This is a genomic window from Kitasatospora sp. NPDC059599, assembly GCF_042735125.1.
In the GTDB taxonomy this organism is placed as follows: domain Bacteria; phylum Actinomycetota; class Actinomycetes; order Streptomycetales; family Streptomycetaceae; genus Kitasatospora.
In genome coordinates this window covers 66,066-89,085 of record NZ_JBHWCL010000021.1, presented here as the reverse complement: position 1 = coordinate 89,085, position 23,020 = coordinate 66,066, and the positions used below count along the sequence as shown (strand labels likewise).

At 74.1% G+C, this 23,020-nt stretch carries 22 protein-coding genes; 11 read left to right on the top strand and 11 right to left on the bottom strand.

The window, feature by feature from the left end; translation table 11 throughout:
* The first annotated feature begins 151 nt into the window (after positions 1 to 151).
* Complete coding sequence (locus ACFV04_RS11045) at positions 152 to 1,357, top strand: protein-glutamine glutaminase family protein (protein WP_380528404.1); 1,206 nt, start codon at positions 152 to 154, stop codon at positions 1,355 to 1,357.
* Positions 1,358 to 1,429: 72 nt separating this feature from the next.
* Here the strand turns inward: ACFV04_RS11045 and ACFV04_RS11040 are convergent, their stop codons facing one another.
* The 4 genes from ACFV04_RS11040 to ACFV04_RS11025 all read right to left on the bottom strand — a co-directional run bounded on the left by ACFV04_RS11040 (position 1,430) and on the right by ACFV04_RS11025 (position 5,918).
* Positions 1,430 to 1,891: a hypothetical protein gene (locus ACFV04_RS11040; protein WP_380334705.1), complete on the bottom strand. Its 462-nt coding sequence runs from the start codon at positions 1,889 to 1,891 to the stop codon at positions 1,430 to 1,432.
* A 63-nt stretch (positions 1,892 to 1,954) separates the two neighbouring features.
* Complete coding sequence (locus tag ACFV04_RS11035) at positions 1,955 to 2,788, bottom strand: DUF4389 domain-containing protein (RefSeq protein ID WP_380528402.1); 834 nt, start codon at positions 2,786 to 2,788, stop codon at positions 1,955 to 1,957.
* A gap of 254 nt (positions 2,789 to 3,042) precedes the next feature.
* Positions 3,043 to 4,242, bottom strand: coding sequence for a DUF4190 domain-containing protein (locus tag ACFV04_RS11030; RefSeq protein ID WP_380528400.1), 1,200 nt, complete (start codon positions 4,240 to 4,242; stop codon positions 3,043 to 3,045).
* Between the two features lie 359 nt (positions 4,243 to 4,601).
* Entirely contained in the window at positions 4,602 to 5,918 is a 1,317-nt protein-coding gene (locus ACFV04_RS11025; RefSeq protein ID WP_380528398.1) for a diaminopimelate decarboxylase, read from the bottom strand.
* 305 nt (positions 5,919 to 6,223) lie between these two features.
* Between ACFV04_RS11025 and ACFV04_RS11020 the strand changes: the two genes are divergently transcribed.
* Complete coding sequence (locus ACFV04_RS11020; protein WP_380528397.1) at positions 6,224 to 6,859, top strand: hypothetical protein; 636 nt, start codon at positions 6,224 to 6,226, stop codon at positions 6,857 to 6,859.
* On the opposite strand, the gene ACFV04_RS11015 is transcribed toward ACFV04_RS11020, so the two are convergent.
* Positions 6,849 to 7,247 carry a VOC family protein gene (locus tag ACFV04_RS11015; RefSeq protein ID WP_360256090.1) on the bottom strand — a complete coding sequence of 133 codons (399 nt, stop codon included), beginning with the start codon at positions 7,245 to 7,247 and terminating at the stop codon, positions 6,849 to 6,851. The two genes, ACFV04_RS11020 and ACFV04_RS11015, sit on opposite strands and share 11 nt — an antisense overlap.
* A gap of 113 nt (positions 7,248 to 7,360) precedes the next feature.
* Between ACFV04_RS11015 and ACFV04_RS11010 the strand changes: the two genes are divergently transcribed.
* Positions 7,361 to 8,470 carry a helix-turn-helix transcriptional regulator gene (locus tag ACFV04_RS11010; RefSeq protein WP_380528395.1) on the top strand — a complete coding sequence of 370 codons (1,110 nt, stop codon included), beginning with the start codon at positions 7,361 to 7,363 and terminating at the stop codon, positions 8,468 to 8,470.
* A gap of 59 nt (positions 8,471 to 8,529) precedes the next feature.
* Here the strand turns inward: ACFV04_RS11010 and ACFV04_RS11005 are convergent, their stop codons facing one another.
* A complete protein-coding gene (locus ACFV04_RS11005) occupies positions 8,530 to 9,459 on the bottom strand; it encodes an aminoglycoside phosphotransferase family protein (RefSeq protein WP_380528394.1) in 930 nt (309 codons plus the stop codon).
* Positions 9,460 to 9,591: 132 nt separating this feature from the next.
* Here ACFV04_RS11005 and ACFV04_RS11000 point away from each other — a divergent pair, with 132 nt between their 5' ends.
* The 5 genes from ACFV04_RS11000 (at position 9,592) to ACFV04_RS10980 (ending at position 14,297) form a co-directional block, all read left to right on the top strand.
* Entirely contained in the window at positions 9,592 to 10,833 is a 1,242-nt protein-coding gene (locus ACFV04_RS11000) for an FAD-dependent oxidoreductase (RefSeq protein ID WP_380528392.1), read from the top strand.
* Between the two features lie 33 nt (positions 10,834 to 10,866).
* Complete coding sequence (locus ACFV04_RS10995; protein ID WP_380334682.1) at positions 10,867 to 11,598, top strand: TetR/AcrR family transcriptional regulator; 732 nt, start codon at positions 10,867 to 10,869, stop codon at positions 11,596 to 11,598.
* A 157-nt stretch (positions 11,599 to 11,755) separates the two neighbouring features.
* Positions 11,756 to 12,418: a DedA family protein gene (locus ACFV04_RS10990; protein ID WP_380528390.1), complete on the top strand. Its 663-nt coding sequence runs from the start codon at positions 11,756 to 11,758 to the stop codon at positions 12,416 to 12,418.
* A 92-nt stretch (positions 12,419 to 12,510) separates the two neighbouring features.
* On the top strand, positions 12,511 to 13,662 hold the full coding sequence (locus tag ACFV04_RS10985; protein ID WP_380334676.1) for a sensor histidine kinase: 1,152 nt from the start codon (positions 12,511 to 12,513) through the stop codon (positions 13,660 to 13,662).
* On the top strand, positions 13,653 to 14,297 hold the full coding sequence (locus ACFV04_RS10980) for a response regulator transcription factor (RefSeq protein ID WP_360256103.1): 645 nt from the start codon (positions 13,653 to 13,655) through the stop codon (positions 14,295 to 14,297). The genes ACFV04_RS10985 and ACFV04_RS10980 overlap by 10 nt, the downstream gene beginning before the upstream one ends.
* A 129-nt stretch (positions 14,298 to 14,426) precedes the next feature.
* Here ACFV04_RS10980 and ACFV04_RS10975 read toward each other — a convergent pair whose 3' ends face one another.
* The 5 genes from ACFV04_RS10975 to ACFV04_RS10955 all read right to left on the bottom strand — a co-directional run bounded on the left by ACFV04_RS10975 (position 14,427) and on the right by ACFV04_RS10955 (position 19,760).
* Positions 14,427 to 15,881, bottom strand: a complete 1,455-nt coding sequence (locus ACFV04_RS10975) for a condensation domain-containing protein (RefSeq protein ID WP_380528388.1) — start codon at positions 15,879 to 15,881, stop codon at positions 14,427 to 14,429.
* 598 nt (positions 15,882 to 16,479) lie between these two features.
* Positions 16,480 to 16,665, bottom strand: coding sequence for a hypothetical protein (locus ACFV04_RS10970; protein WP_380528387.1), 186 nt, complete (start codon positions 16,663 to 16,665; stop codon positions 16,480 to 16,482).
* A gap of 86 nt (positions 16,666 to 16,751) precedes the next feature.
* Positions 16,752 to 17,210 (bottom strand): hypothetical protein, encoded by a 459-nt coding sequence (locus tag ACFV04_RS10965; RefSeq protein ID WP_380528385.1) that lies wholly within the window; start codon positions 17,208 to 17,210, stop codon positions 16,752 to 16,754.
* Between the two features lie 382 nt (positions 17,211 to 17,592).
* On the bottom strand, positions 17,593 to 18,192 hold the full coding sequence (locus ACFV04_RS10960; RefSeq protein WP_380334665.1) for a TetR/AcrR family transcriptional regulator: 600 nt from the start codon (positions 18,190 to 18,192) through the stop codon (positions 17,593 to 17,595).
* Complete coding sequence (locus ACFV04_RS10955) at positions 18,189 to 19,760, bottom strand: MFS transporter (protein WP_380528383.1); 1,572 nt, start codon at positions 19,758 to 19,760, stop codon at positions 18,189 to 18,191. Before ACFV04_RS10955 ends, ACFV04_RS10960 begins: the two co-directional genes overlap by 4 nt.
* 166 nt (positions 19,761 to 19,926) lie before the next feature.
* Here ACFV04_RS10955 and ACFV04_RS10950 point away from each other — a divergent pair, with 166 nt between their 5' ends.
* The 3 genes from ACFV04_RS10950 (at position 19,927) to ACFV04_RS10940 (ending at position 22,878) form a co-directional block, all read left to right on the top strand.
* Complete coding sequence (locus ACFV04_RS10950) at positions 19,927 to 21,390, top strand: MFS transporter (protein WP_380528381.1); 1,464 nt, start codon at positions 19,927 to 19,929, stop codon at positions 21,388 to 21,390.
* Positions 21,390 to 21,914 (top strand): MarR family winged helix-turn-helix transcriptional regulator, encoded by a 525-nt coding sequence (locus ACFV04_RS10945; protein WP_380528379.1) that lies wholly within the window; start codon positions 21,390 to 21,392, stop codon positions 21,912 to 21,914. Before ACFV04_RS10950 ends, ACFV04_RS10945 begins: the two co-directional genes overlap by 1 nt.
* Positions 21,915 to 22,131: 217 nt before the next feature.
* Entirely contained in the window at positions 22,132 to 22,878 is a 747-nt protein-coding gene (locus ACFV04_RS10940) for a 2OG-Fe(II) oxygenase (protein WP_380528377.1), read from the top strand.
* Positions 22,879 to 23,020: the final 142 nt, after the last annotated feature.

Below are 23,020 nucleotides of genomic sequence, written 5' to 3'. Positions count from 1 at the left end.
CACCGCCCGGGCCCGGTGCTTCCCCCGTACACCGGGCCCGGGCGGTCCCGGTCGGCCACGGCGGCAGGCCAAAAGCCTTTCGTACGTGGGGTGTTCCGCATAGTCTCTCAGGCCGGGAGGCGCGTGGGGCCCTCCCCGGGGGAGGCGTGCCGTGAAGCGCGAGAACGAGTTGGGCACACCGATCGGCAAGGGCCTGGCCGACGAGCAGGCGCTCGTGCAGGCCGCCGAGCAGGATTCCGCCGGTACCGAGGAACCGGCCGCCAAGCGTCGGCGGACGGAACCGCAGGCAGCGGTCATCGCACCGGCGCCCACGAACCGCGAGTCGTCGTCCCGCTCGGGCTCGGGTTCGGAATCGGGCTCCGGTTCGTCGTCCGGCTCGGGCTCCGGTTCGTCGTCCGGCTCGGGCTCCGGTTCGTCGTCCGGCTCGGGCTCCGGTTCGTCGTCCGGCTCGGGCTCGTCGTCCGGCTCCGCCTCCGAGTCGGCGGAGGACGACGAGAAGCCACTGCCCGAGTGGCTGGCCAGGATCCTCACCTCGGCAGCGGCACAGGACGAGGACGAGGACGAGCCGACACCCCTGACCTCGTACCAGGTCGGCGGACTGTCCCGGCAGGCCCTCTTCGAGGTGATGACGCAGCGCGAGTTCCACACCGACGCGGACGAGGAGGAGCTGTTCCGAGTCCGGCAGGCCTGCCTGGAGTTCATCGAGACCGATGCGGTCGGGCAGTTGCGGAGCATCGCGGGGGTCACCTCCGTCCTCGACTGGCTGAGCCCCTTCCCGGGCATCGCCGAGGACCTGATGCCCGCGCTCCGGGCCCGCGCGGCGCAGCTGGCGGCAGTGCCGCCGGTGCCCTTCGGCCGCACGGCGCCGGCGGACCTGTGGGGCGAGATCACCGGGGCCGTCGAGGCCCCGCGGGACCAGGGCACGGACGGCTGCGAGTACCTGGCGCAGGCCGTGTGCCTCCACATCGACGCACATCACCCGAGCATCGCCTGCCACAACCTGAGCAAGGTGTGGGTGGTGCCCGCCGAGGGCTTCGTGGTGCACGACCCGCACCGGTGGAACCACCACGTGGCGCCCGTGCTCCACTGCGACGACGGCACGTCCTGGGCGCTCGACCCGTTCCTGTTCCCCGATGGCCCCGTCCTCCTGGGCACCTGGGTCGCCGAGGTCTCCGGCTCGCTGGACCCCCGGTACGTGGACACGTGCACGCAGCCGTGGGAACTCACCGGCGCGCCCTCGTTCGGCTGCCCCGGATTCCATCCGGACCTGCTGATCGAGATCACCGCGGAGCATCCGGAGATCCGGGCCCGCCGCAAGCGGTCCGGAGGCGGCGGCGGGGCCTCGGAGGGCAGGTAGCCCCCTCGCTCGCCCCGGCGGCCGGCCCCGTCCGGCCGCCGCCACGGCCACGCCCCGGGGACGGTGGCCCGGCTACCGTCCCAGCTGGTCCGCCAGGGCCTCGATGGTGCGCCGCCGCAGGGTCAGGGCCGAGACCGCCGAGCCGTCGGCGAAGTGCAGTCGGAACCGGGCCATGGCCTGGAGCCTCGGGCGGCGCTCGACGCGGGTGACGAAGTGGCGCGGCACATGCCAGTGCACCTCGCCGGCCTTCCGGATGTCGCTCGTCGAGACGAAGGCGACGCGTTGGTCGGTGACCAGGAGCAGCTTGTGCATGGCCGCGCCCTCACCGGTGGGGAAGCTCTGTGCCAGGCTCCCCGTCTGCCCGGACACCGCGCCGATCCGTGAGAGCTTGTTCCCGAGCTTGGCGCCCAGTCCGTCCCCGAGGCCCTCGGCCCCGGCCACCGGGTAGACGGTGGCCACGTCCAGCATCCGCTCCCCCACGGCCAAGAGCGGTTCCACGGCCTGACGGTAACGGTGCACCAGCTTGTCGGTCATTCGATCAGAGTAGCGAAGATCGAATACCGGCCGACCGGCCCCCGGCCGCCGCGGAACGGTCGGCTACGACCGACCCGGCAGGTTCCGCTGCGGACCGTCGGCGGGGCCCGGCACGAGCGGCGCGTCGACGTGCCGGGTCGGGTCGCCGGAGTCGTCGTCGTCCGAGTCCACCGAGGCGGTGACCGAGCTCGTCGTCCAGGAGACCACGCCGAGCAGGATGAAGACGACGAGCAGGCCGCGCCCGGCGCCGCTCAGGACGAGCGGGCGGGTGGCCGACACCGGTCCGTCCGGCTCGCTGCCCGGCTCGTCGCCGAACAGGCGCTTGGGGTAGGCGGAGGAGAGCATCACCAGGTAGGCGTCGTACCGCAGCCGGTAGCGCAGGATCGCGGTCGTCGCCTCGTACAGCGGCTGCGGCATCCGGCCGAGGACCAGCACCACGACCCAGACGACGAACGCCACCATCCACCAGCCCGCGTACAACAGGCCCTGCACGATCGACGCCGGGATGACGAGGATGATGCGGAACAGGACGGCGAGCCGGTTCAGCTCCCCCGGCCGCAGCCCGACCTGCACCGGGTAGTCGGGGGCGTGGAACGCGAACGGCGGGTAGCGGTCCACGGTGAGCATCAGGTAGGCCGTGACGCGGGTCTCGTACGGGACGAACGCGGTCAGGTAGTCCACCACGAAGCCGGGCAGCCGGCCGAGCACCAGCGCGCCGAACCAGCCGATGACGGTCACGAAGAACGCCACCACCGACAGCGCCCACACCACCACGAACTGGGGGATCAGCAGCAGCGCGCGCAGCAGCACCGTCCAGCGGTTCTGCGCAGCGGCCGCCGGCATGTCCAGCACCGGGAGCCACTCACGGCTGACGGGGGCTGGGGGTGCCTGCCACATCCGGGCCTCCACGGTCTCGGGACGACGACGGGACGACGGGACCCGGCGATCGGGCGCGGCCGGGCGTCCTCCGAAGATCGCAGCACCCCGCCCGGCCCGCGCGCCACGCTGCGCCGGACGGGTCAGCCGAGGCCCGGGGAGACGCGTGGCGCGGGGACAGCACGCGGCCGGGGGAAAGCACATGGCCGGGGACAGCACGCGGCCGGCTCGTCTGCTCCGGTTCGGAGGAGACGGGCCGGCCGGGTGGTTCCGGGTCAGCTGGGGGAGCCGGACCAGATGACGTTCTTGCGCTGCAGCCCGCTGCCGTAGTCGAACTCGACGGTGAACGTGCCGGCCGCGCTGTTCGGCAGGGCGTACGCGGACAGGCTGGTGGCCTCCTGCCCGGGGGCCAGCGAGCCGCCGAGGAGCTTCATCCGGTTGCTCCCGTCGATCACCTGGAAGACGAGGCCCCCGTTGGCGTCCCTGACGAACGGCATCCCCGAACCGTAGAGCGAGACGTCCTTGGAACCGGTGTTGACGACGGTGATCCTCACCTGGAGGATCTTGGCGTTCTTCGGGGCCTCGAAGACGGTCTCGCTCGGGACGTAGGGCTCCGGCGGGGCCATCGTGACCTTCAGTCCGTCCGGGTACGTGTAGGACTGGCCGAACGCCAGGCGCCGGGCCCGCTCGTCCGCGGCGGCCTTCTCCTTCTCGGCCTCGATCCGCTTCCGCTCGGTCTCGATCCGCTCCTTCTCCTTCGCCGCCCGCTCCTCGGCGGCCTGGATCGCGGCCTCGCTGCGAACGCGCGCGGCCTCCGCCTCGGCCCGCTCCTCCTGCTTGACGGCCTGCACCTGCAGCACGACGACGACGCCGGTGCCGACCGAGACCAGCAGACCGGTGATCCCCAGGATCACGCCCGCGAGCGCCATCCCCCGGTTGGTCGCCTGGCCCTTGCGCGCGTAGCCCATGCCGATGACACCGAAGATCAGGGCGAGCAGGGCCGGCAGCCACGACAGCCAGAACAGGATGATGTCGAGGCTGAGGACCGTACCGACGATGCCGAGCACCATGGCCGCGGTGCCCAGACCGTTGCGGGGCTGCGGCGCCGCCACCGGGTACGGCGGCCAGTACGGCACGCCCGGAGCCTGGCCGGGGGCCGGTACCCGGCCGGGTACCGGGACCTGGCCGGGTATCGGGACCTGGCCGGAAGCCTCGGCCGGGGCCGCGGCAGGTGCGGCAGGTGCCGACACCGGGGCCCCGCCCGACGCCGGAGCCGCGCCCTGCCCCGGGTCCAGCGGCGTCCACGGGTCGACGTCGGCGGGCTCGGCACCGGCCCGGTCCGCGTCGGCAGCCTTGACGTCAACCCGAGCGGCGCCGGCCGACTCGGCGTCAACAGGCTCGGCGTCGGCCGGCTCGACCTCGGCCGGCTCGGCGTCAGTGGGCTGCGGGCTGTCCGACGGGACGGAAACGGTCATACGGGATCCTTCGAGAACGTTGAGACGAGGAACGGCCGTTCAGCCCCGGTCGAGGTCTTCCTGACGCCCCGGCGACGGCGACCCCGCCCGCGGCGACCCTGCCCGCGGCGGCTCTGCCCCTCCCCGCGAAGACGGCCACCGGCCCGGGCCGGACCCGGACGTCGGCACCCCCCGGGACGCACCTCCGGGGACGCACCTCCCGGGACGGGACACCGCCAGGTCGGCGAGTGATCAAGATACAGGTGCCCGGCGAGGGCCCCGACACTGCGGTCCGGGCTCCGGGCCGGGACCGGCAAGCGTGGTTCGTCGGCGACTGACCGCGAGCTGGGCCCGCCCGCGGGTGGGCGGGCCGGAGGGGCTCACCCGCCGGTGCGGTCCAACAGCTCCTCGACGGTCTGCGCGCGGCGCAGCGTCTCGAAGCGCACGGCGCCGTCGGCCGCTAGGGCGGCCCCGTACACGGCGGGCTCCAGCAGGCTGTTGTAGGAGAACGGGGTCGAGGTGTAGTAGGCCCCGGTGTCCAGCAGCGCGACGAGGTCCCCCGGCTCCAGCAGGGGCAGGGGCCGGGCCTCGGCGACCAGGTCCCCGGCGAAGCAGGCCGGGCCGGCCACGTCCTGTTCGACCGGCTCCCCGTGCTTGGCCGCGCCGGTGGGGTCGTGCGCGGTGACCCGCAGCGGCCAGGCCTCCGGTGCGAAGACCGTGCGGGTGGCCACCTGGACACCGGCGGAGGTGATCGCGATGGCCCGTCCGCCGGAGGTCTTGGTGTACTCCACGTAGGCGGCGGTGAAGCCGTTCTTGGCCAGCACGGACCGGCCGAACTCGGTCACCAGCCGGAACTCGCCGGTGAGGAGGTCGGGCGCGTGCGCCCGTAGGCGTTGAACGTAGTCCGGGTAGTCCGGGGTCACCCGGTCGTCGGCGAAGTTGACCGGCAGGCCGCCGCCGATGTCGAGGCCGACCACCTGACGGCGGCCCAGCTCGGCGTTGATCGTGCGGGCGAGGGCGACGGTCGCGGCGGCGCCCTCGGCCATCAGGTCCGGCGGGCAGCCCTGGCTGCCGACGTGGCAGTGCAGCCAGCCGAGCCAGGGCCGGTCCCGGAAGGCCGCGACCAGCCGCCCGGTGTTGCCGTCCTCGGCCGGCGTGATGCCGAACTTGGAGGTCGCGGTGGCGGTGCTCATGGCCCCGATGGCGCCGGCGCCGATCTGCGGGTTGACCCGGACCCCGATCCTGGAGCGGGTCCGCCGGGTCGTCAGCAGTTCGTCGATCCGGGCCAGCTCCTGCCAGTTGTCCACGTTGACCGCCACCCCGAGGTCCAGCGCCCGCGCCAGCTCGCGGCGGGTCTTGGCCGGGGAGTCGAAGACGATCCGGGCCGGCTCGAACCCGGCCGCGAGGGCCTGCGCGAACTCGCCGGGGCTGGCCACCTCGCAGCCCATGCCGAGGGTGCGCAGCCGCTCCAGGACGGGAACGAGGCAGTTGGCCTTGGCCGCGAAGGCGTGCAGCACCTCGACCGGGCCGGGGAACGCGCGGTGCAGCGAGTCGACGGTCGCCGCCACCGCGTCCAGGTCGAGGAAGGCCGCGAGCCGTGCCTCCTCGGGGTCCAGCAGCCCCTCGCGGACCGCCGCTCGGAGGATGAGCTCGCGGCGCTCGGGGCCGTGCGGGGCTGTCGGATGGGGGTTCGCCATGGTGGCACGCTCCGTCGTCCGGTCGTCTCGGTCGCACGGCCCGGGGGGTGCTCCGGCGGGCCGTGCGACCAGACTGCCCGTCAGCCGGCGGGCCCATCCTCATCCCACGCCCCGGCGCGGGTGTGCCGGCGAACCGGGCACCGGTGCACCGGCGCGCTCGCGCCCCCGACCGCCGCCGGTCCACCCGCCCGGCTCCGGGATCCGGTTGTCAGGGGTAGCGGCTTGGATGGGCGCATGACCGTCCATGACGTGGCCCGCCGGCTCCCCTCCATCGCCCGCCTGCGGGCCTGTGCCGCTCGCCGGCGATGCTCGACGCGATCCTGAGCCCCGACTGGGCGGGCCGGTACCACTCCTTCGACGCGGCCTGGGCCGACGACGAGGAGATGGCGTCGATGCGCAACGGGTCGGGGGACGAGTACGCCGTCGTGTTCTCCACGGCCGGCACCTACGTGCGCGGCTTCGGCCACGAGGCCCCGACGAGCCCGTACGGCAACGACGGCGAGCCCTGGCCGGGCGTGATCGACGACGTCCCGGCGGTCTTCCGGCCCTTCGTCGAGGAGCCGGCGTTCACCGACGAGCACGGCGTCCCCGTCGTGACGGCCTGCCTGTGGCGGGGTGCGGCGGACGACCGCCGGCAGCACGGCGTGATCGGCTTCCCGGCCGGCCACGCCGACCCCGACGGGGCGACGGCCCTGTTCGAGCTCCTGGTCGAGCGCTCACCGGAGGCGTTCCGGCGTTTCGCCGAGGACTACGACGAGGTCCCCGTGGACCTGGGGGCGGTGCGCGACCTGTACGCCCTGCGGCCGCTCAGCCGGGCACTCGTGTCCGTGCTGAACCCTGAGCTCACCCTCGCGGACCTGGCCGAGAACATCGCGGAGATCGGCTGCCCCGCGGGCACCGGCCCCTCGGCCCGCACCGGGGACCGCCCCGTCAGCGGGTGAACTTGGCGACGGCGGCCGGGGTGACGGGGGTGAAGAAGTTGACGAGGTTGCCGTCGGGGTCGCGGAGCAGCAGCGAGCGGTTGCCCCAGGGCATCGTGGTGGGCTCCGTGACGAAGTCCGTGACGAACCCGGTCAGGTCCCGGTGGAGGCGGTCGACGTCGTCGACGAGGAACTCGGTGATCACACTGCGGTTGGCCGCCGGGGCGGCCGAGCCCGGGGCGAACAGCGGGACGGTGCGGACGCCGGCGATCGCGAGCGTGGCGCCCGTGGTCCGCAGTTCGGCGAAGTCCTCGGTGGCCCACTCCGCCCGCACCCCCAGGGCCCGTTCGTAGAAGCCGACCAGGCGCGCGACGTCGCCGGTGATGACGCGGATCGAAACGAAGTCCATGGTGATTCTCCTCGGGTGTGCGGAGCCGACCGCAGCCGGTGCGGCCGTGCGCTCCGCAGACTAGGAGGAATAGTGGACAGAACCGGTCCACTATTCGCCCTAGGCTGTGAACCGTGTCCCGACCCACCGGCCGCGTGCTGACCCTCCTGGAACTGCTGCAGGCGGGCGGTACCCGAACCGTCGCCGAACTCGCCGACCGCCTCGGCGTCGACGGGCGCACCGTGCGGCGCTACGTGGGCCACCTGATCGACCTCGACGTGCCCGTGGAGTCGGTGCGCGGCCGGTACGGCGGCTACCGGCTCTCCCCCGGGTACCGCCTGCCCCCGCTGATGCTCGACGACGACGAGGCGCTGGCCGTGCTGCTCGGACTGGTCGCCGGCCCCCGGACGGGTCTGGCGACCGCCCAGCGCACGGCGGCCGAGACCGCGGCGGCCAAGATCCGGCGGGTGCTGCCCCGGCACGTCGCCCGCCGCCTCGACGCCCTGCTGGACTCCCTCTCCTTCACCGGTCGGACCGACCTGACCGACCGGGCCGGCCGCCCCGACCTGACCGGCCACCCCGACCGGCCCGACACCGCCGTCGCGCCGGAGGCCGAGGTCCTGCTCACCCTCGCCGACGCGGTGCGCCACCGCCGCCCCGTCGCCGTCCGGTACACCGACCGCAACGGCAGCACCACCGAACGCACGCTGCACCCGTACGGCATCGTCGCCCACGGCGGCCGGTGGTACGTCACCGGCGAGGACCCAGGGATCGGCGAGGACCGGACCTTCCGGCTCGACCGCATCACGGGCGCCCGGGCCCAGCCGGGCACCTTCGACGCACCCGCCGGACCGGACCCGGCCGAGCGGGTGCTCTCGGGGTTCGCCACGGCCGGGTACCGGCACGAGGTGGTGGTGCGGATCCGGGCCACGGCCGAGCGGATCCGCGTCCACCTCCCCGGGAGCGTCGCGACCCTGGAGGATTCCGAACCCGCGCCCGAACCGGGACCACGGGCGGAACCAGGAGCTGGGGCGGGGGCCAGGACGGGAACGGGAACGGGAGCGGGCGGCGACGGTACGACCGAGGGCTGGACGCGCGTCGCGCTGCGGGCCGAGCGGCTCGACTGGCTGCCGCCGGTCCTCGCCGCCATCGACCGTCCCTTCGTCATCGAACGCCCCGAGGAACTGCGCACCCTCGTCGCCGCGTTCGCCGACCGCCTCGCCTCCCACGCCCGCCGGACCTGACGTCGCCCGACCCGACGGCGGGCGGGCCGACGGCGGGCGGGCCGGCACTGCCCCGCGGACTACCGCCCGGTGAGCAACTCCGCCAACCGGTCCGCGAATCGGGTGAGCCAGTCCAGTCGCGGTCCGCTGCGGGCGACGCGGAAGCCGTGGCGGCGACCCCAGAACGCCGCCTGGACGGCATGGAACTGGGCCCACCGCTGGACCCGTTCGCGGTCGAGTTCGGCCGTCTCGGCGAACACGTCCAAGATGCGGTGGACGGCCCTGCGCGGGTCGTCCGCGTCGAGGAGCGTCAGCGCGCGGGACTTCAGCAGGGTGCCGCCGTCGTAGGCGGGATCCCCGGCGTACCCCTTGGGGTCGACGGCGAGCCACGGTTCGCGGCCGGCGCGCAGGATGTTCCGCGCGTGGAGGTCACCGTGGACGAGGGTGTCCGGCTGGGTCCGGCCCAGTTCCCGGACGGTCGCCACCGCCGCGTCCAGCACGCGGCCCGGCAAGGGGTGCGCCAACGCCTCGGCGTCCGCGCGCAGTTGCTCCTCCCATGCCGCGGCCTGATCGCGCAGCCGGGGCAGGCCGGGCGGCGCGGGGACGGCCAGGCGGCGGTTGAGCCGCCCGGCGACCGCCACCAGCTCGTCGCCGTCCTCGACCTCCGCCAGGGTCACGGGCTCCGCCCGCTCCAGCAGCATCGCGTACCGCTCGTCGTCGCGTTCGTGCATCAGGACGGCGCCGCGCCCGGCCCACGCCACGAACGCGTCCGGCTCGTGGACGTTCCCCGGGTGTGGGAACGACACCTTCAGCACGGCGCTCTCCCCGCCCCGCCGGCGCACCGGGACGACGACACCGACGCCCCCGTGCATGACCTCGCCGTCCGGCACGCAGGCCCAGCTCCCCAGCAAGTCCTCCACGGTCCCGGGCAACGCCGCGATCCACCGCGCCCCGGCCTCCCCCTCACGTTCGACGGTGCTGCGCGCGAACTCCTCCGGCATCGTCATCATCCCGGCACCCTACGCGCCCGCCCCGCGCCGTCACGGCCCGGACATGCGCCGAACGAACTTGTTCGTTACGAACATGTTCGTTACCGTGAGGGGAGAACCGGCCCGACCCCCGAGCACCACGAGGAGCGAACCATGAGCACCCAGCACCACCCCGTCGCCGTCATCGGAGCCGGGCTCGGCGGCCTCACCCTCGCCCGCGTCCTGCACGTCCACGGCGTCCCGGCCGCCGTCTTCGACCTGGAGCCCTCCCCCGAGGCCCGCACCCAGGGCGGCCTGCTCGACATCCACGAGGACTCCGGCCAGCAGGCGCTGCGGGCCGCCGGGCTGCACGAGCGGTTCCGGCAGCTGGTCCACGAGGGCGGCGAGGCGGTGCGGCTGGTCGGGCCGGACGGCGTCGTCCGGCTGGAGCAGGAGGACGACGGCACCGGCGGCCGCCCCGAGGTCGACCGCGGCGACCTGCGGGCGCTGCTGCTGGGCTCACTGCCCGCCGGCACCGTCCACTGGGGGCGCAAAGCGGTCGGCGTCCGGGCGCTCGGCGACGGCCGGCACGAGGTCGCCTTCGCGGACGGGACGGCGATCACCACCGACCTGCTGGTCGGCGCGGACGGCGCGTGGTCGCGGATCCGGCCGCTGCTGTCCCGGGCGCGGCCCGTCTACACCGGCATCTCCTTCCTGGAGGCCGACCTGCACGAGGTCGACACCCGACACCCGGCGGTGGCCGCCCTGGTGGGCGGCGGGTTCTTCCTCTCCGTCGCCGAGGACCGCGGCTTCCTCGCGCACCGCGAGGGCGACCGGAGCATCCACGTCTACACCGCCCTGCGGGTGGGTGAGGAGTGGCTGGACTCCGTCGACGCCGAGGACCGCACCGCCACCAAGGCGGCCGTGCTCGCCCACTTCGACGGTTGGGCCGACGACCTGCGCGCCTTGGTCGCCGACGCCGACGGCGCCCTGGTGCCGCGCCGGATCCACGCCCTGCCGGTCGGCCACCGCTGGGAGCGCGTACCCGGGGTGACCCTGCTCGGCGACGCCGCACACCTGATGTCCCCGTTCGCCGGGGAGGGCGCCAACCTCGCCATGCTCGACGGGGCCGAACTGGGCCTGGCCCTCGCCCGCCACCCGGGCGACCCGGAAGCCGCCCTGGCCGCCTACGAGGACGCGCTGTTCCCGCGCTCCGAGGTATCGGCCGCCGAATCCGCGGCGAGCCTGCAGCTGATGTTCGGGCCGGACGGCCTGCGGGGTCTGGCGGAGCTGTTCGCCGGCCCCGCGCCCGAGCCCACACCTACCGCCACGCCCACCACCACGCCCACCACCACGCCTACCGCCGCACCCGCACCCGCACCCGCACCTGCACCTGCACCTGCACCCGCGAACTAGTTCGTCACGAACACGATCGCTACGCTGTCGGGCATGACCGGTTCGCCCTCCGCCACCCCCTCCGCCGCCCCCTCCCCGGCCCCCTCCCCCGCGCACCCGCGCAGCCGCCGCGAGCGGCCGGCCAAGCCCGCGCTGAGCCACCGGGCGATCGTCGCCGCCGCGGTCCGGATCCTGGAGGCGGAGGGGCTGCAGCGAGTGACGATGCGCCGGCTGGCGCAGGAGCTGGACACCGGGCCGGCCTCGCTCTACGTGTACGTGGCAAACACCGCGGAACTGCACGCCGCGATCCTGGAGGAGTACCTCGGCCAGGTCGACCTCTCCCCGGTGACGGCGGCCGGGGACTGGCGCGAGCGGCTGGCGCAGGTCCTCGACTCCTGCACCGCGGTGCTGTTCCGGCACCCGGCGCTCGCCCACGCCGCCCTGGTGGCCCGGCCGTCCGGTCCCCACTACCTGGCCCTCGTCGAGGCACTCCTCACCCTGCTCCAGGAGGGCGGCGTGCCGGACGCCCAGGCGGCCTGGGGCGTGGACGTCCTGCTGCTGACCGCCACCGCGACCGCCGCCGAGCAGTCCGCCCGGGACGCCGACCCCGAGGCCGAGGCGGAGCACCACGCACTCGGCGAAGCCCTGCGCGCGGCCCCCGCCGCCACCCACCCGAGGATCGCCGCCCTCGGCGACGACCTGGTGTCCGGGGCGCCCGAGGACCGGCTGGCCTGGATGTTCCGGGTCGTCGTCAACGGCACGCTGGCCACCCCCCGCCCCAGCTGACACCCCGCCCGTCCCCTGCGGGAAACCGCAGGGCACGGGGTGCGGAAACCCGCAGACGGTTCGCCGGAAACCCGCATACCGCCGCTGACCAGCGGTTTCTAGCGTGGACGGTACCTGAGCGCAGCAGCGCTCCGACACAACCGTCAGGGAGCCCGTCATGCCCCACGCCGTCCTCGCCGCCGCACAGCCCGCCGACGGGTTCGCCGGGTGGGCCGCCCACCTGGTCGACACCCTGGGCGGCCCCGGCGCCGGCCTGGCGATCGCCCTGGAGAACCTGTTCCCACCGCTGCCCAGCGAGGTGATCCTGCCGCTGACGGGCTTCGCCGCCGGACAGGGCGTGATCAGCCTCGCCTCCGCCCTGACCTGGAGCACCCTCGGCTCGGTCGCCGGCGCCGTCGTCCTCTACTGGCTGGGCGCCCTGTTCGGCCGGGAGCGGATGCACGCGATCTGGGCCCGGCTGCCACTGGTCAAGGCCACCGACCTGGAGCGCACCGAGGCGTGGTTCGCCCGGCACGGGACGAAGGCGGTGCTGCTGGGCCGGATGGTGCCGATCTTCCGCAGCCTGATCTCCGTCCCGGCCGGGGTCGAGCGGATGCCGCTGCCCGCGTTCGTCATGCTGACCACGCTCGGCAGCCTGGTCTGGAACAGCGTGCTGGTGATGGCCGGCTTCCTGCTCGGGGACCGCTGGGACGCGGTGGAGACGTACGTCGGCCTGTTCTCGAAGGCGGTCCTGGTGGTCGTCCTGGTGGCCGTGGCCGGGTACGTCGTGCTGCGGTGGCGCGGGCGTCACACCACCGCCCAGCACCGCCGCGCCCGTTGACCGATCCGTTGCCCGGCCTTCTGCCGAGTCGCTTGCCCAGTCCGACGAGCAGCCCGACGGACCCACCGGCCGGGCCCGTAGACTCGGACCCCGTGCAGGGGGACGGAACAGACACCGCGTCATGGCAGCGCCGCGCCACCGGAATGCTGCTCGGCTGCCCGAGCGCCGCACTCGCCGCGCTGTACCTGCTGTCCGCCGGCGTCGCCCTCGGCCCCTTCCTGCTCTGGCCGCGCACCCGCCCGTACGCGGAGCGGAGCCTGCTCTCCGGGGTGCGCCGCCTTTCCGGCCTGGAACGGGCCCGGCGCGGCGCGTTCTTCGGGGACCGCTTCCCCCGGCACTACCGCGCGGACGACCGCAGGCTGCTGCGCTACCTCGCGGTGCGCAGCGGCACCGGGCTGCTCACCGGGGTCGTCCTGGGCCTGCTGGTGTTCGGCGCGGGGCTGGCCGTGCTGCTGGCCGGCGGGGTGGCGCGCGGCTCGCTCGGCTGGGAGGAACTGGCGACCCAGGTGCTGCTCGGCGGGGTGCTGCTGTTCCTCGCCGTGCAGGGCCTGTTCTCGCTCGCCGCGCTGGACGCCCGGACGGCGCGGGAGTGCTTCGGGCCGTCCGAGGCGGAGCTGCTGCGCCGCCGGATCGCCGAACTCGCCGACAGCCGGGCCGCGGTGGTGCGGGCGGTGGACGCGGAACGGCGGCGGATCGAGCGGGACCTGCACGACGGCGTCCAGCAGCGGGTGGTGGCGCTGGCGATGCTGCTCGGACGGGCCCGGCGCGGCCGGGACCCGGAGCGGACCGGGGAACTGCTGCACCAGGCGCACCGGGAGGCGCGGGAGGTGCTGACCGAGCTGCGCGAGGTCGCCTGGCGGGCCTACCCGTCGGCGCTGGACACCCTGGGGCTGGAGGAGGCGCTGGGCGGGGTCGCCGAGCGGTGCGCCATCCCACTGCGGCTGCACTACGAGGTGCCCGCCCCCCTGCCCGAACCGGTGCGCACAGCAGCCTACTTCGTGGTGTCCGAGTGCGTCACCAACGCCGCCAAGCACTCCGGCGCCTCGGCGGTCTCGGCCCGGCTGTACGGGGCGGGCCCGCTGCTCACCGTCCGGGTCGAGGACGACGGCGACGGCGGCGCGGACCCGGCGGGCAGCGGCCTGACCGGGCTGCGCGGTCGGGTCGCCGCACTGGACGGCACCCTCCACGTCCACAGCCCCGCCGGGGGCCCGACCGTCATCACCGCGGAGCTGCCATGCGCGTGACCCTCGCCGAGGACTCGACCCTGCTGCGGGAGGGGCTGGTCCGGCTGCTCGCCGAGGAGGGGCACGAGGTGCTGGCCGCAGTCGGCGACGCGACGTCGCTGACCGCGGCCGTGGCCGAACAGCCCCCGGACGTCGTGGTGGTGGACATCCGGATGCCGCCGACGCACACCGACGAGGGGCTGCGGGCGGCGGTGCAGATCCGCGAGCAGTGGCCGGAGGTGGGCGTGCTGGTGCTGTCCCAGCACGTCGAACGCGGTTACGCGGCCCGGCTGTTGGAGGCGGGCGCGGAGCGGGTCGGCTACCTGCTGAAGGACCGGGTCGCCGAGGTCGAGGAGTTCCTGGACGCCCTGGAGCGGGTCGCGGCGGGCGGCACGGCGATCGACCCGGAGGTGGTCCGCCGGCTGGTGGTGCACACCACCCGCGTCGACCCGCTGGCCCGGCTCACCCCGCGGGAGCGCAGCGTCCTGGAGGCGCTCGCCGAGGGCTGGACGAACACCGCCGTCGCGCAGCGGCTGCACATCTCGCTGAGCGCGGTGGAGAAGAACCTCAACGCCGTCTTCGACAAGCTGGACCTGCCGCGTACCACCGACCACAACCGCCGCGTCCTGGCCGTCCTGCACCACCTCGGCGCGTAGCCGCCGGGCCGGCCCAGGATGGGACGGGACGCCGGACCCGGCGCCTGCGCCTGCGCCTGCGCCTGCGCCTGCGCCGGAGCGGCACTGGCGGAAGGTTTCAGCGGCCGGTCGTCGCAGCGGCCGGAGGCGTCAGGAGGCCTCGGTGAGGCAGCGGGTGAAGCCGTCGAGCAGCGCCCGGTTGGTGGTCCGGGCCTGCGCGGTGTCGACGTGGATGGTGTTGACGAACAGGCCCTCGTCGGTGCGGTGCAGCCAGTGCAGGACGCCGTTGCAGCCGGAGACCCAGACGTGCAGCCGGGCCCGCTGCGCGGTGTGCTGCCCGGCACCGGGCAGCCGGCGGAAGTCGATGTAGGAGAAGAAGTTCACCGCGTGCGGCCAGTAGTGCAGCCGCGCGTACTCGGCGGGGGCGAGCAGCCGCCACGCCTTCACGAAGTGCACCCCGGCGTGGGCCTGCATCTGCCCGTAGGCGTCCTGCGCGGCGGCCAGCACCTCGCCGAAACCCGCCTGCGGCCCGACCGGGAACTCGATCGGCAGGGTGTTGATGAACCACCCCATCGACTCCGCGTAGTCGCCCCGGCCGCGCTCGTTGACCGGCACCAGCCCGCGGTACACCGCGGGCCCGCCCTCCTGCCGCAGGGCGATCGCCAGGCCGGCGAGCAGCCCCATGGACAGCCGCCCGCCGCGGGCCCGGCAGGCTGCGCCGAACTCCTCGATCTGCCGGGCCGTCAGCAGCCGTTCGGTGCTCGCGACCGGCGCGTACAGCCGGCCGGGCCGGACCCCGAGGTCGAGCGGGAAGGCCGGGAAGAGGCCGCCGTTGCGGTCGCGGAACGCCCGCCAGTAGTCCAGCCGCGCGTCGTCGGCGCGCATCGCCCGGTTGGCCCGGCGCTGGGCGCGGCTGAACTCCAGGTAGCTGCCCGGCTGCCGGGGCGCGGCGGGGGTTTCGCCGCTCCCGGTGTCACGGCTGTCGGCGTCGGCGCGCCCGGTGTCACCGCTGTCGGCGTCACCGCGCCCGGTGTCGGCGGCCGTGAGGCTCCGGTAGGCCGTGGCGATGTCGTTGACGGCGATCGCGCTGGAGAGGCCGTCGGTGACCAGGTGGTCGCAGGAGAACCAGACGGTGGTCGACTCCGCGCGCACCACCGCGCCCATCGTGATCAGCGGCCAGGAGAGCGTGTCCACCTCCCCGAACGCCTCCTGGAGGTGGCGGGTGACCTCCTCGGGCGTCTCCAGCGGGCCGGCGTAGACGTGCTTGACGGCCACCTCCTCGGCGTCGAGGACCTCGCAGCCCAGGTCCCCGCCCAGCGGCTGGTAGACCGCCCGGAGCACCTCGTGACGCCGCACCAGGTGGAGCAGCGCGGCGGCCAGCGCGTCCAGGTCCACCCGGCCGGTGAGTTCGAAGCTGGACGCCACGTAGGAGCGGATCGGTTCGTCGACGCTCTGCGCGTGCTGGGCGACGGTGAAATGTTTCGCCTGGTTGTAACCGGTCATCCGGCGCGGGGCGGGCCCGTCGGCGCCGGTCAGGGGGACCAGGTGCCACCGGTGGGCCTCGCCGGGGCCGATCTCGGAGTCCTCGACTGAGATCTGGAGCATGCCGCCCTCTTCTGCCGCTGTCGTCGTCGGGTGGTACCAGAGCAGTCGTATGCCGGCCTACCGACTGGTGCCGTACCAACGCGGCCGACGGGCACTCGGATACGGGCACCCACCGATCGGGTGACGGGCGACGGACTCCCCCCGCTCCCGGCTCCCCGACGCCCACCACCGGCACGGGCGGCGCGGGCTTCCGCGCCCGGGGGCGGCCGATGGCCACGGGGCTCCCGGATCGGGTGACGACGTGCCCGAGCGTTGACGGCCCCGGTGCCCGGCCGGCCGGGCACCGACACCGAACCCGCCGGTCGCCGCCCGTCGGCCGACGAGGGCGTCGCGGCGGTCCGAGGCAGCGAGGTCCCGGCGGGCCGGCGCACCGGCGGAACAGCACGCGGGCAGAACGTGGGACCAATCCCGGAACTCAGTCGCTTCAGTCCCTGCCACCGCCCTGACCTGCGGAAACACCGAGCGACTGAGCGACTGAGTCGCTCCCGGACACCCTGCGCGGGCGCCGGTGCCGCTGTCGGTGCCGGCACGCAGAGCCACGCCCGAGGGTGCGAACGGCCGGAGGTATCGGGCCGGGGCCCTGCGCCGCCCCCTGCCGCTACTCGCTCGGGGACGTGCCGTAGTAGGGACGGACGATGCCGCCCAGCTTCCGCTGGATCGACCTCAGCATCCTGATCGTCGCCTCGTCGGCGAACCCCGTGGTCGTGGACCACTCGGTCCCCGAGCCCACGAGGTCACTGACGAAGACGATCTCCGCCGCCAGCAGGATCCGCGCCCAGTCCACCGCCGGGAGCGGCGTGTCGTCGCCGAGCGCGTCCCGCAGTCTGTCGCACTGGTCGAGCAGGTCCGAGCCGCGCGCAGGCCGCTCGTCTACAGCAGGGCCTGCTTGATGAGGCCGTTCAGATGACACTCCAACGCGGCGAGGTTGAAACACGTGGTGATCGGCAGGGTGGGGTGCGGTCGGCAGCCGGCCCTGAGGGAGTCGGACAGCCCGTCGAAGGTGAGGACACGTTCATGAGCGACCCGGTAGAGCGCGTACTCGGAGCCGTCGATCTCCTCGATGGGAAGATCGCCCTCCCAGGCGTCCTCGTACCACCTGCCGGAGATACGGCTGATGAAGAGGAGAGCGCGTTGGCCCACGGCGAGTGACCGCTGGCCCCAGTGAGTCGGTTTGCCGACGAACCGGATTTCCGATCCCGCGTTGCCCTCGAAGACCCGTGCCGAGTACACCTCTTCGACGATCGCGGTGAACTGCTGCGGGGCGGGCGAACCAGTGATCACCACTCTGATCAGATCGTTCCGCTCCACCTTCTCCTGCAGAAAGCTCATGGGCCGATTGTCCTCCTTGCCAATAGCCGGCGAAGGACCGGCCGAGGCATTGTGCAGCCGGATGCCGGTGATCTGCGGCGATCAGACTTCGCCGGCACACACTGGCGTCGGTCAAGGTCGGGTGGCAACCGGTCAAGGCTCAGCGGCGAAGGACAATGGCAGAACCCGCACCCAATCCCGAATCTCAGTCACTTCAGTCCCTGTCACCATCCTGACCTGCGGAAACACCCAGCGACTCAGCGACTCAGCGACTCAGCGACTCAGCGACTCAGCGACCGATCGACTCGGTAGCCGGACGACGCGGACGCCCGGATGACCCGAATGACCCGAACGACCCGGACGACCGACGGGACGGTCCTGGCCGCGCCCCGGGTCCCGTCCCTCAGTCGCCGAACGGCGGTGCGTCGGCGGGCGGCGCGTGCCCGCCCGCCGCGCTCAGCAGCTCGTGGAGCAGGTCGATCACCTCGGCGGGCTGCGCCCCGGCGAGGTGGTCGAGTGCGCCGGCGGAGCGGGCGAGGATCACGCCGCCGAACGCCGCGACGGCGAGTTCCGCGCGCAGTTCGGGGCGGTCGAGGCCTTCGCGTTCGAAGCGTTCGCGCAGCGGGTCGACCAGCCGCCGGTACAGGTGCGCCTGCGCGGCCTCCCGGACGGAGGCGTCGTCGGACGGCAGCATGACGATCTGCAGGATCGGGCTGGTGCGACGCCGGAAGCGTTCGAGCAGGTCGCCGAGCCGCTCGGGGTCGAGCAGGTCGGCGGGGGTCTCGTCGCCGTGTTCGGCCTGGACGGTGGCGAGGTAGAGCTGGGTCTTGCCGCCGAAGTAGCGGGCGATCAGGGCCGGGTCGACGCCGGCGCGTTCGCCGATCTCCCGGGTGGTGGTGCGTTCGAATCCGCGTTCGGCGAAGAGTTCGCCGGCCGCGTTCAGCAGTTCCTCGCGGCTGCGGGCCGCGTCCCGTCGGCGTGCCCGGTCGGGGGGCCGGGTCACGTGCGCGCTCCGCTGTCGCGTCCCGGCGGGGTGCTCCCGCCCGGGGTGGCCACGGTCGTGCTCTCGTTCACCGGCTGCTCCTCGTCCACGGTCCGCCCCGACGGCCGGCCGCCCGCCGCGGTGGTCACGCCGGGGGCTGTCACGCCCGGGGCGGTCACGCCGGGAACGGTCACGCCGGGGCCGGTCGCGGCACGGTGCCGCGGCAGGACGATGGTAATCACCGCGACCAGTACCCACACCGCGCAGCCGATCAGGGTGGCCACGCGGTAGCCGTCGCCGGAGGGCAGGACGTGTCCGGGTGCGGTGTGGGCCTGCAGCACGGCGGCGCTGAGCGCGCTGCCGGTGGAGTAGCCGACGTAGCGCAGCACCTGGTTGAAGGCGACGGCGCTGCCGGTCTGGTCGGCGGGCACCGCGCCGACGATGAGTCCGGGCATCACGGCGAAGGTGCAGCCGACGCCCAGTCCGGCGATCGCCAGCACCGCGAACGCTTCCCAGAGCCGGTCGTGGGCGGTCAGGAAGAACAGCATCGACAGCAGCGACAGTCCGCAGCCGATGGGGAGCACCAGCGCCGGGGAGGTGCGCCGGGCCAGGACCGGAACGACCTTGCTGGACAGCACGCTGGTCACCGAGAAGGGCAGCAGGACGAGGCCCGCGACGGTGACCGTGGCGCCGAAGCCGTAGCCGGCGGAGCTCGGGGTCTGCACGAACCGCGTCAGCAGCGACATCAGCAGGTACATCCCGACGCCGGCGACGAGCCCGGCGACGTCGGCCGTGAGCACCACGCGGTTGCGCAGCGAGCGCAGGTCGACCAGCGGGTGGGCGGTGCGCAGTTCGTGGTGGACCCACCAGGCCAGCAGCAGGACGGCGCCGACGGCGAGGGCGAGCAGGCCGGGGGCGGTCCAGCCCCAGTTCTCCCCCTCGCTGAGGACGAGCAGCACGCCGCTGAGGCCGAGGCCGAGCAGGACGGCGCCGAGCGCGTCCAGCGGCGCGGGCCGGCGGTCGGCGGCGGCGGCGGGCAGCACCAGCGCCCCGGCGGCGAGGGCGGCGGCGCTGATGGTCGCGCCGAACCAGAAGCCGGCGTGCAGGCCGAAGGACTGGGCGAGCAGTCCGGTGAGGGGATAGCCGAGGCCCACGCCGGCCACGGTGGTGATGGAGAGCAGGGCGACGGCGGAGCGGGCGCGCTCGCCGGCGAGGCAGTCACGGGCGGTGGCGATGGCGAGCGGGGTCAGGCCGAGTCCGACGCCCTGCAGGGCCCGGCCGACGACCAGGTACTCGAAGCCGAGCGGGAGCGCGCCGAGCACGCTGCCCACCAGGACGGTGGCGACGGCGCCGAGCATCACGGCCCGGCGCCGGGGCCCGTCGCCCAGCCGTCCCATGACCGGGGTGGCGACCGCCCCGACCAGCATGGTGACGGTCAGTGACCACTGCGCCTCGGAGAGGGAGACGTGGTCGACGGCGGCGATCGTCGGCACCAGCGGCGCGCCGAGGCTGCTGATGACGGCCACGACCGTGCCGAGGAACACCAGGACGGGCATCAGGGCCCGCTGCCGCAAGTCCGCTGCGTGCACGATCGAACACTCTCCCCGACGTAGTCACCAATTGATGTCTTCACATGATGACATGAGCCGCCGGCGCACCGGGGGCGAGGTCCGCCGAAAGGGCTGGTGTCGATCGCCGATTTAGTTGTACTCTCACAATGATTACAACAACACAAATACCTGTGGAGCGTCCGTCATGCCCGAAGCCGCCCGACCGCGGCCCTGGCTCGTGCTCGCCATCTGCTGCATGAGCCTGCTGATCGTCAGCCTCGACATCACCATCCTGAACGTGGCCCTGCCCGCCGTCCGGCGCGACCTGCACACCTCGGTCTCCGGACTCCAGTGGACGGTCGACGCCTACACCCTGGTGCTGGCCTCGTTCCTCATGCTCTCCGGCTCCACCGCCGACCGGATCGGCCGCCGCCGGGTCTTCCGGATCGGACTGATCGTCTTCACCGGGGCGTCCCTGCTGTGCAGCCTCGCCCCCGGGCTCGGCTGGCTGATCGCCGCCCGCATGCTCCAGGCCGTCGGCGGGTCGATGCTCAACCCCGTCGCCATGTCGATCATCACCAACACCTTCACCGACTCCCGCCGGCGCGCCCGCGCCATCGGCGTGTGGAGCGGCGTCGTGGGCATCAGCATGGCCGCCGGACCGATCATCGGCGGCGCCCTGGTGGAGTCGGCCGGCTGGCGGGCGGTCTTCTGGATCAACGTCCCGATCGGCCTGGCCGCCCTCTTCCTGACCGGCCGCTACATACCCGAGTCCCGGGCCGCCCGCGCCCGCCGGGCGGACCCGCTCGGCCAGCTGCTCGTCATCGTCCTGCTCGCCGCACTCACCTACGCGATCATCGAATCGCCGGACCACGGCTGGACCTCGCCCCTCGTCCTCGGCTGCACGGCCGCGGCCCTGGCCGCACTGCTCGCCCTCCTGTGGCACGAAGCCCGGCGCACCGACCCGCTGATCGACCTGCGCTTCTTCCGCTCCGCGCCGTTCGCCGGCGCCACCGTCATCGCGATCGGCGCCTTCGCCGCCCTCGGCGGCTTCCTCTTCCTCACCTCCCTCTACCTCCAGGACGTCCGCGGGCTCGACCCGCTGCACGCCGGGCTGTTCATGCTGCCGATGGCCGTCATGTCGCTGCTCACCGCGCCGCTGTCCGGACGCATGGTCGCCTCGCGGGGGCCGCGCACACCCCTGATACTCGCCGGAACGGCCCTGAGCGCGAGCGCCGTACTCCAGGCGCTCGGCTACTCCACGCACCTGCCGACCTGGCTGCTGGTCCTCGCCTTCCTGCTCTTCGGCACCGGATTCGGCCTGGTCAACGCGCCCATCACCAACACCGCCGTCTCCGGGATGCCCCGCTCCCAGGCCGGCGTCGCGGCGGCCGTCGCCTCCACCAGCCGGCAGGTCGGCCAGTCCCTGGGCGTGGCCGTGATCGGCGCCCTGGTCGCCGGCGCCGCCCACACCGACCCCGAGACGTTCACCGCCACGGCGCGGACCGCGTGGTGGATCATCGCCGGCTGCGGAGCCGCCGTACTGGTCACCGGTACGCTCACTTCCGGCCGCTGGGCCCGGGCGACCGCCGAACGCACAGCGGAGCGGCTCGCCGCCGAGGAGGCGGGTGAGGGGACCAGGGAGACGAAGGAGACGGTGGACGCCTGATGGAGCGCCTTGACGCCGGCGGGCACCCGGAAGCCGGCAGGACCGGCGGGAGCGACGGGACCGACAGGAGCGACGAGACCGACCCGGCCGCCGGGACCGCCGCAGCCACCGAGGCCGACGACCGGATCGCGGCCCGGGTCTGGCAGGGGATGAACGCGCTCGTGCTGGAACGCTACGACCGCCGCAAGGCCGTCTCCGAGGCCCTCGGCATGAGCTTCAGCCGGGTCAGGGCGCTGCGCCGGCTCGCCGCCGGCCCGATCACCTTGCGGGAGCTGGCCGAACGGCTCGGCGCCGACCCGCCGTACACCACCGTCATCGTGGACGACCTGGTGCGGCGCGGCCTCGCCGAACGCATCACCAACCCCGCCGACCGCCGCTCCAAGCTGGTCCACCTCACCGAGGAGGGCGCGACGAAGGCCGCCCGCGCCATCGACATCCTCACCACCCCGCCGGACGCCCTGCGCGCCCTGCCCGCGGAGGACATCCGGGCACTCGACCGGCTGGTGGCCACACTCCTGGGCTGAGTCCCCGCCCCGACGGTGGCGCGGTGCGGTGCGCCGCCGCCGGGGTGTGGTGCACCACCGGGGTGCGGTGCGCCGCCGGGGTGCGGTCGGCCCGGGCGCACCGGAACGCACCGTCCGCACGCACCGTCCGAATGCACCGTCCGAATGCCGCCGGTGTCCGTCCGCGGAGTGCGGCATCGTCGCGAGCACACGCTCCCGACCAGCGAGGACGGACCCGATGACCGACACCGCCCCGGCAGCCGCCCACCCTGACGGCACCGGCCACGCCGCCCGCCCTGACGGCACCGACTGGGCAGCCCTGGCGCGCGAGCTCGACGAGTACGGCCACGCCCTCACCGGCCCGCTCCTCACCCCGGCCGAGTGCCGGGCGGTCACCGCCCTCTACGACCGGCCCGACCGCTTCCGCACGACCGTGGACATGGCCCGCCACCGCTTCGGCTCCGGCCAGTACCGCTACTTCACGCACGACCTGCCCGCCCTCGTCGGGGAACTGCGCGAAGCCCTCTACCCCCGCCTGCTGCCCGTCGCGCGCGACTGGGCCGCCAGACTCCGGACCTCCGCCCCCTGGCCCGACGACCTGGACGCGTGGCTGGCGAGCTGCCACGCGGCGGGCCAGACCAGGTCCGCGCAGATCCTGCTGCGCTACGGCCCCGGCGACTGGAACGCCCTGCACCGTGACGTGTTCGGCGACATGCTCTTCCCGCTGCAGGTCGTCATCGGCCTCGACGCCCCCGGCACCGACTTCACCGGCGGCGAGTTCCTCATGACCGAGCAGCGCCCCCGCGCCCAGTCCCGCGGCTCCGCCACCACCCTCCCGCAGGGCCGCGGCCTGGTGTTCACCACCCGCGACCGGCCCGTCGCGACCAAGCGGGGCTGGTCGGCCGCACCGATGCGGCACGGCGTGAGCACCGTCCGCTCCGGCCGACGCCACACCCTCGGCCTCGTCTTCCACGACGCCTCGTGACCACACCCGACCCCACCTTCCCGGTGAGCCGACCGCAGCCCGGCTCCACCCTGACCGGACCGGGCCGTGCGGGGCACCCTCGGCGGACACCGCCGGAACCGGCTCTACGAGCGGCTCGACTGCCCGTCCGCACGGCGGGCCG

What these genes read in the sequence shown, in the direction of transcription:
- ACFV04_RS11040 (WP_380334705.1), bottom strand. Translation starts at nt 1,891, where the DNA reads ATGACCGACAAGCTGGTGCACCGTTACCGTCAGGCCGTGGAACCGCTC.
- ACFV04_RS11035 (WP_380528402.1), bottom strand. Translation starts at nt 2,788, where the DNA reads ATGTGGCAGGCACCCCCAGCCCCCGTCAGCCGTGAGTGGCTCCCGGTG.
- ACFV04_RS11030 (WP_380528400.1), bottom strand. Translation starts at nt 4,242, where the DNA reads ATGACCGTTTCCGTCCCGTCGGACAGCCCGCAGCCCACTGACGCCGAG.
- ACFV04_RS11025 (WP_380528398.1), bottom strand. Translation starts at nt 5,918, where the DNA reads ATGGCGAACCCCCATCCGACAGCCCCGCACGGCCCCGAGCGCCGCGAG.
- ACFV04_RS11020 (WP_380528397.1), top strand. Translation starts at nt 6,224, where the DNA reads ATGCTCGACGCGATCCTGAGCCCCGACTGGGCGGGCCGGTACCACTCC.
- ACFV04_RS11015 (WP_360256090.1), bottom strand. Translation starts at nt 7,247, where the DNA reads ATGGACTTCGTTTCGATCCGCGTCATCACCGGCGACGTCGCGCGCCTG.
- ACFV04_RS11005 (WP_380528394.1), bottom strand. Translation starts at nt 9,459, where the DNA reads ATGATGACGATGCCGGAGGAGTTCGCGCGCAGCACCGTCGAACGTGAG.
- ACFV04_RS11000 (WP_380528392.1), top strand. Translation starts at nt 9,592, where the DNA reads ATGAGCACCCAGCACCACCCCGTCGCCGTCATCGGAGCCGGGCTCGGC.
- ACFV04_RS10995 (WP_380334682.1), top strand. Translation starts at nt 10,867, where the DNA reads ATGACCGGTTCGCCCTCCGCCACCCCCTCCGCCGCCCCCTCCCCGGCC.
- ACFV04_RS10990 (WP_380528390.1), top strand. Translation starts at nt 11,756, where the DNA reads ATGCCCCACGCCGTCCTCGCCGCCGCACAGCCCGCCGACGGGTTCGCC.
- ACFV04_RS10980 (WP_360256103.1), top strand. Translation starts at nt 13,653, where the DNA reads ATGCGCGTGACCCTCGCCGAGGACTCGACCCTGCTGCGGGAGGGGCTG.
- ACFV04_RS10975 (WP_380528388.1), bottom strand. Translation starts at nt 15,881, where the DNA reads ATGCTCCAGATCTCAGTCGAGGACTCCGAGATCGGCCCCGGCGAGGCC.
- ACFV04_RS10965 (WP_380528385.1), bottom strand. Translation starts at nt 17,210, where the DNA reads ATGAGCTTTCTGCAGGAGAAGGTGGAGCGGAACGATCTGATCAGAGTG.
- ACFV04_RS10950 (WP_380528381.1), top strand. Translation starts at nt 19,927, where the DNA reads ATGCCCGAAGCCGCCCGACCGCGGCCCTGGCTCGTGCTCGCCATCTGC.
- ACFV04_RS10945 (WP_380528379.1), top strand. Translation starts at nt 21,390, where the DNA reads ATGGAGCGCCTTGACGCCGGCGGGCACCCGGAAGCCGGCAGGACCGGC.
- ACFV04_RS10940 (WP_380528377.1), top strand. Translation starts at nt 22,132, where the DNA reads ATGACCGACACCGCCCCGGCAGCCGCCCACCCTGACGGCACCGGCCAC.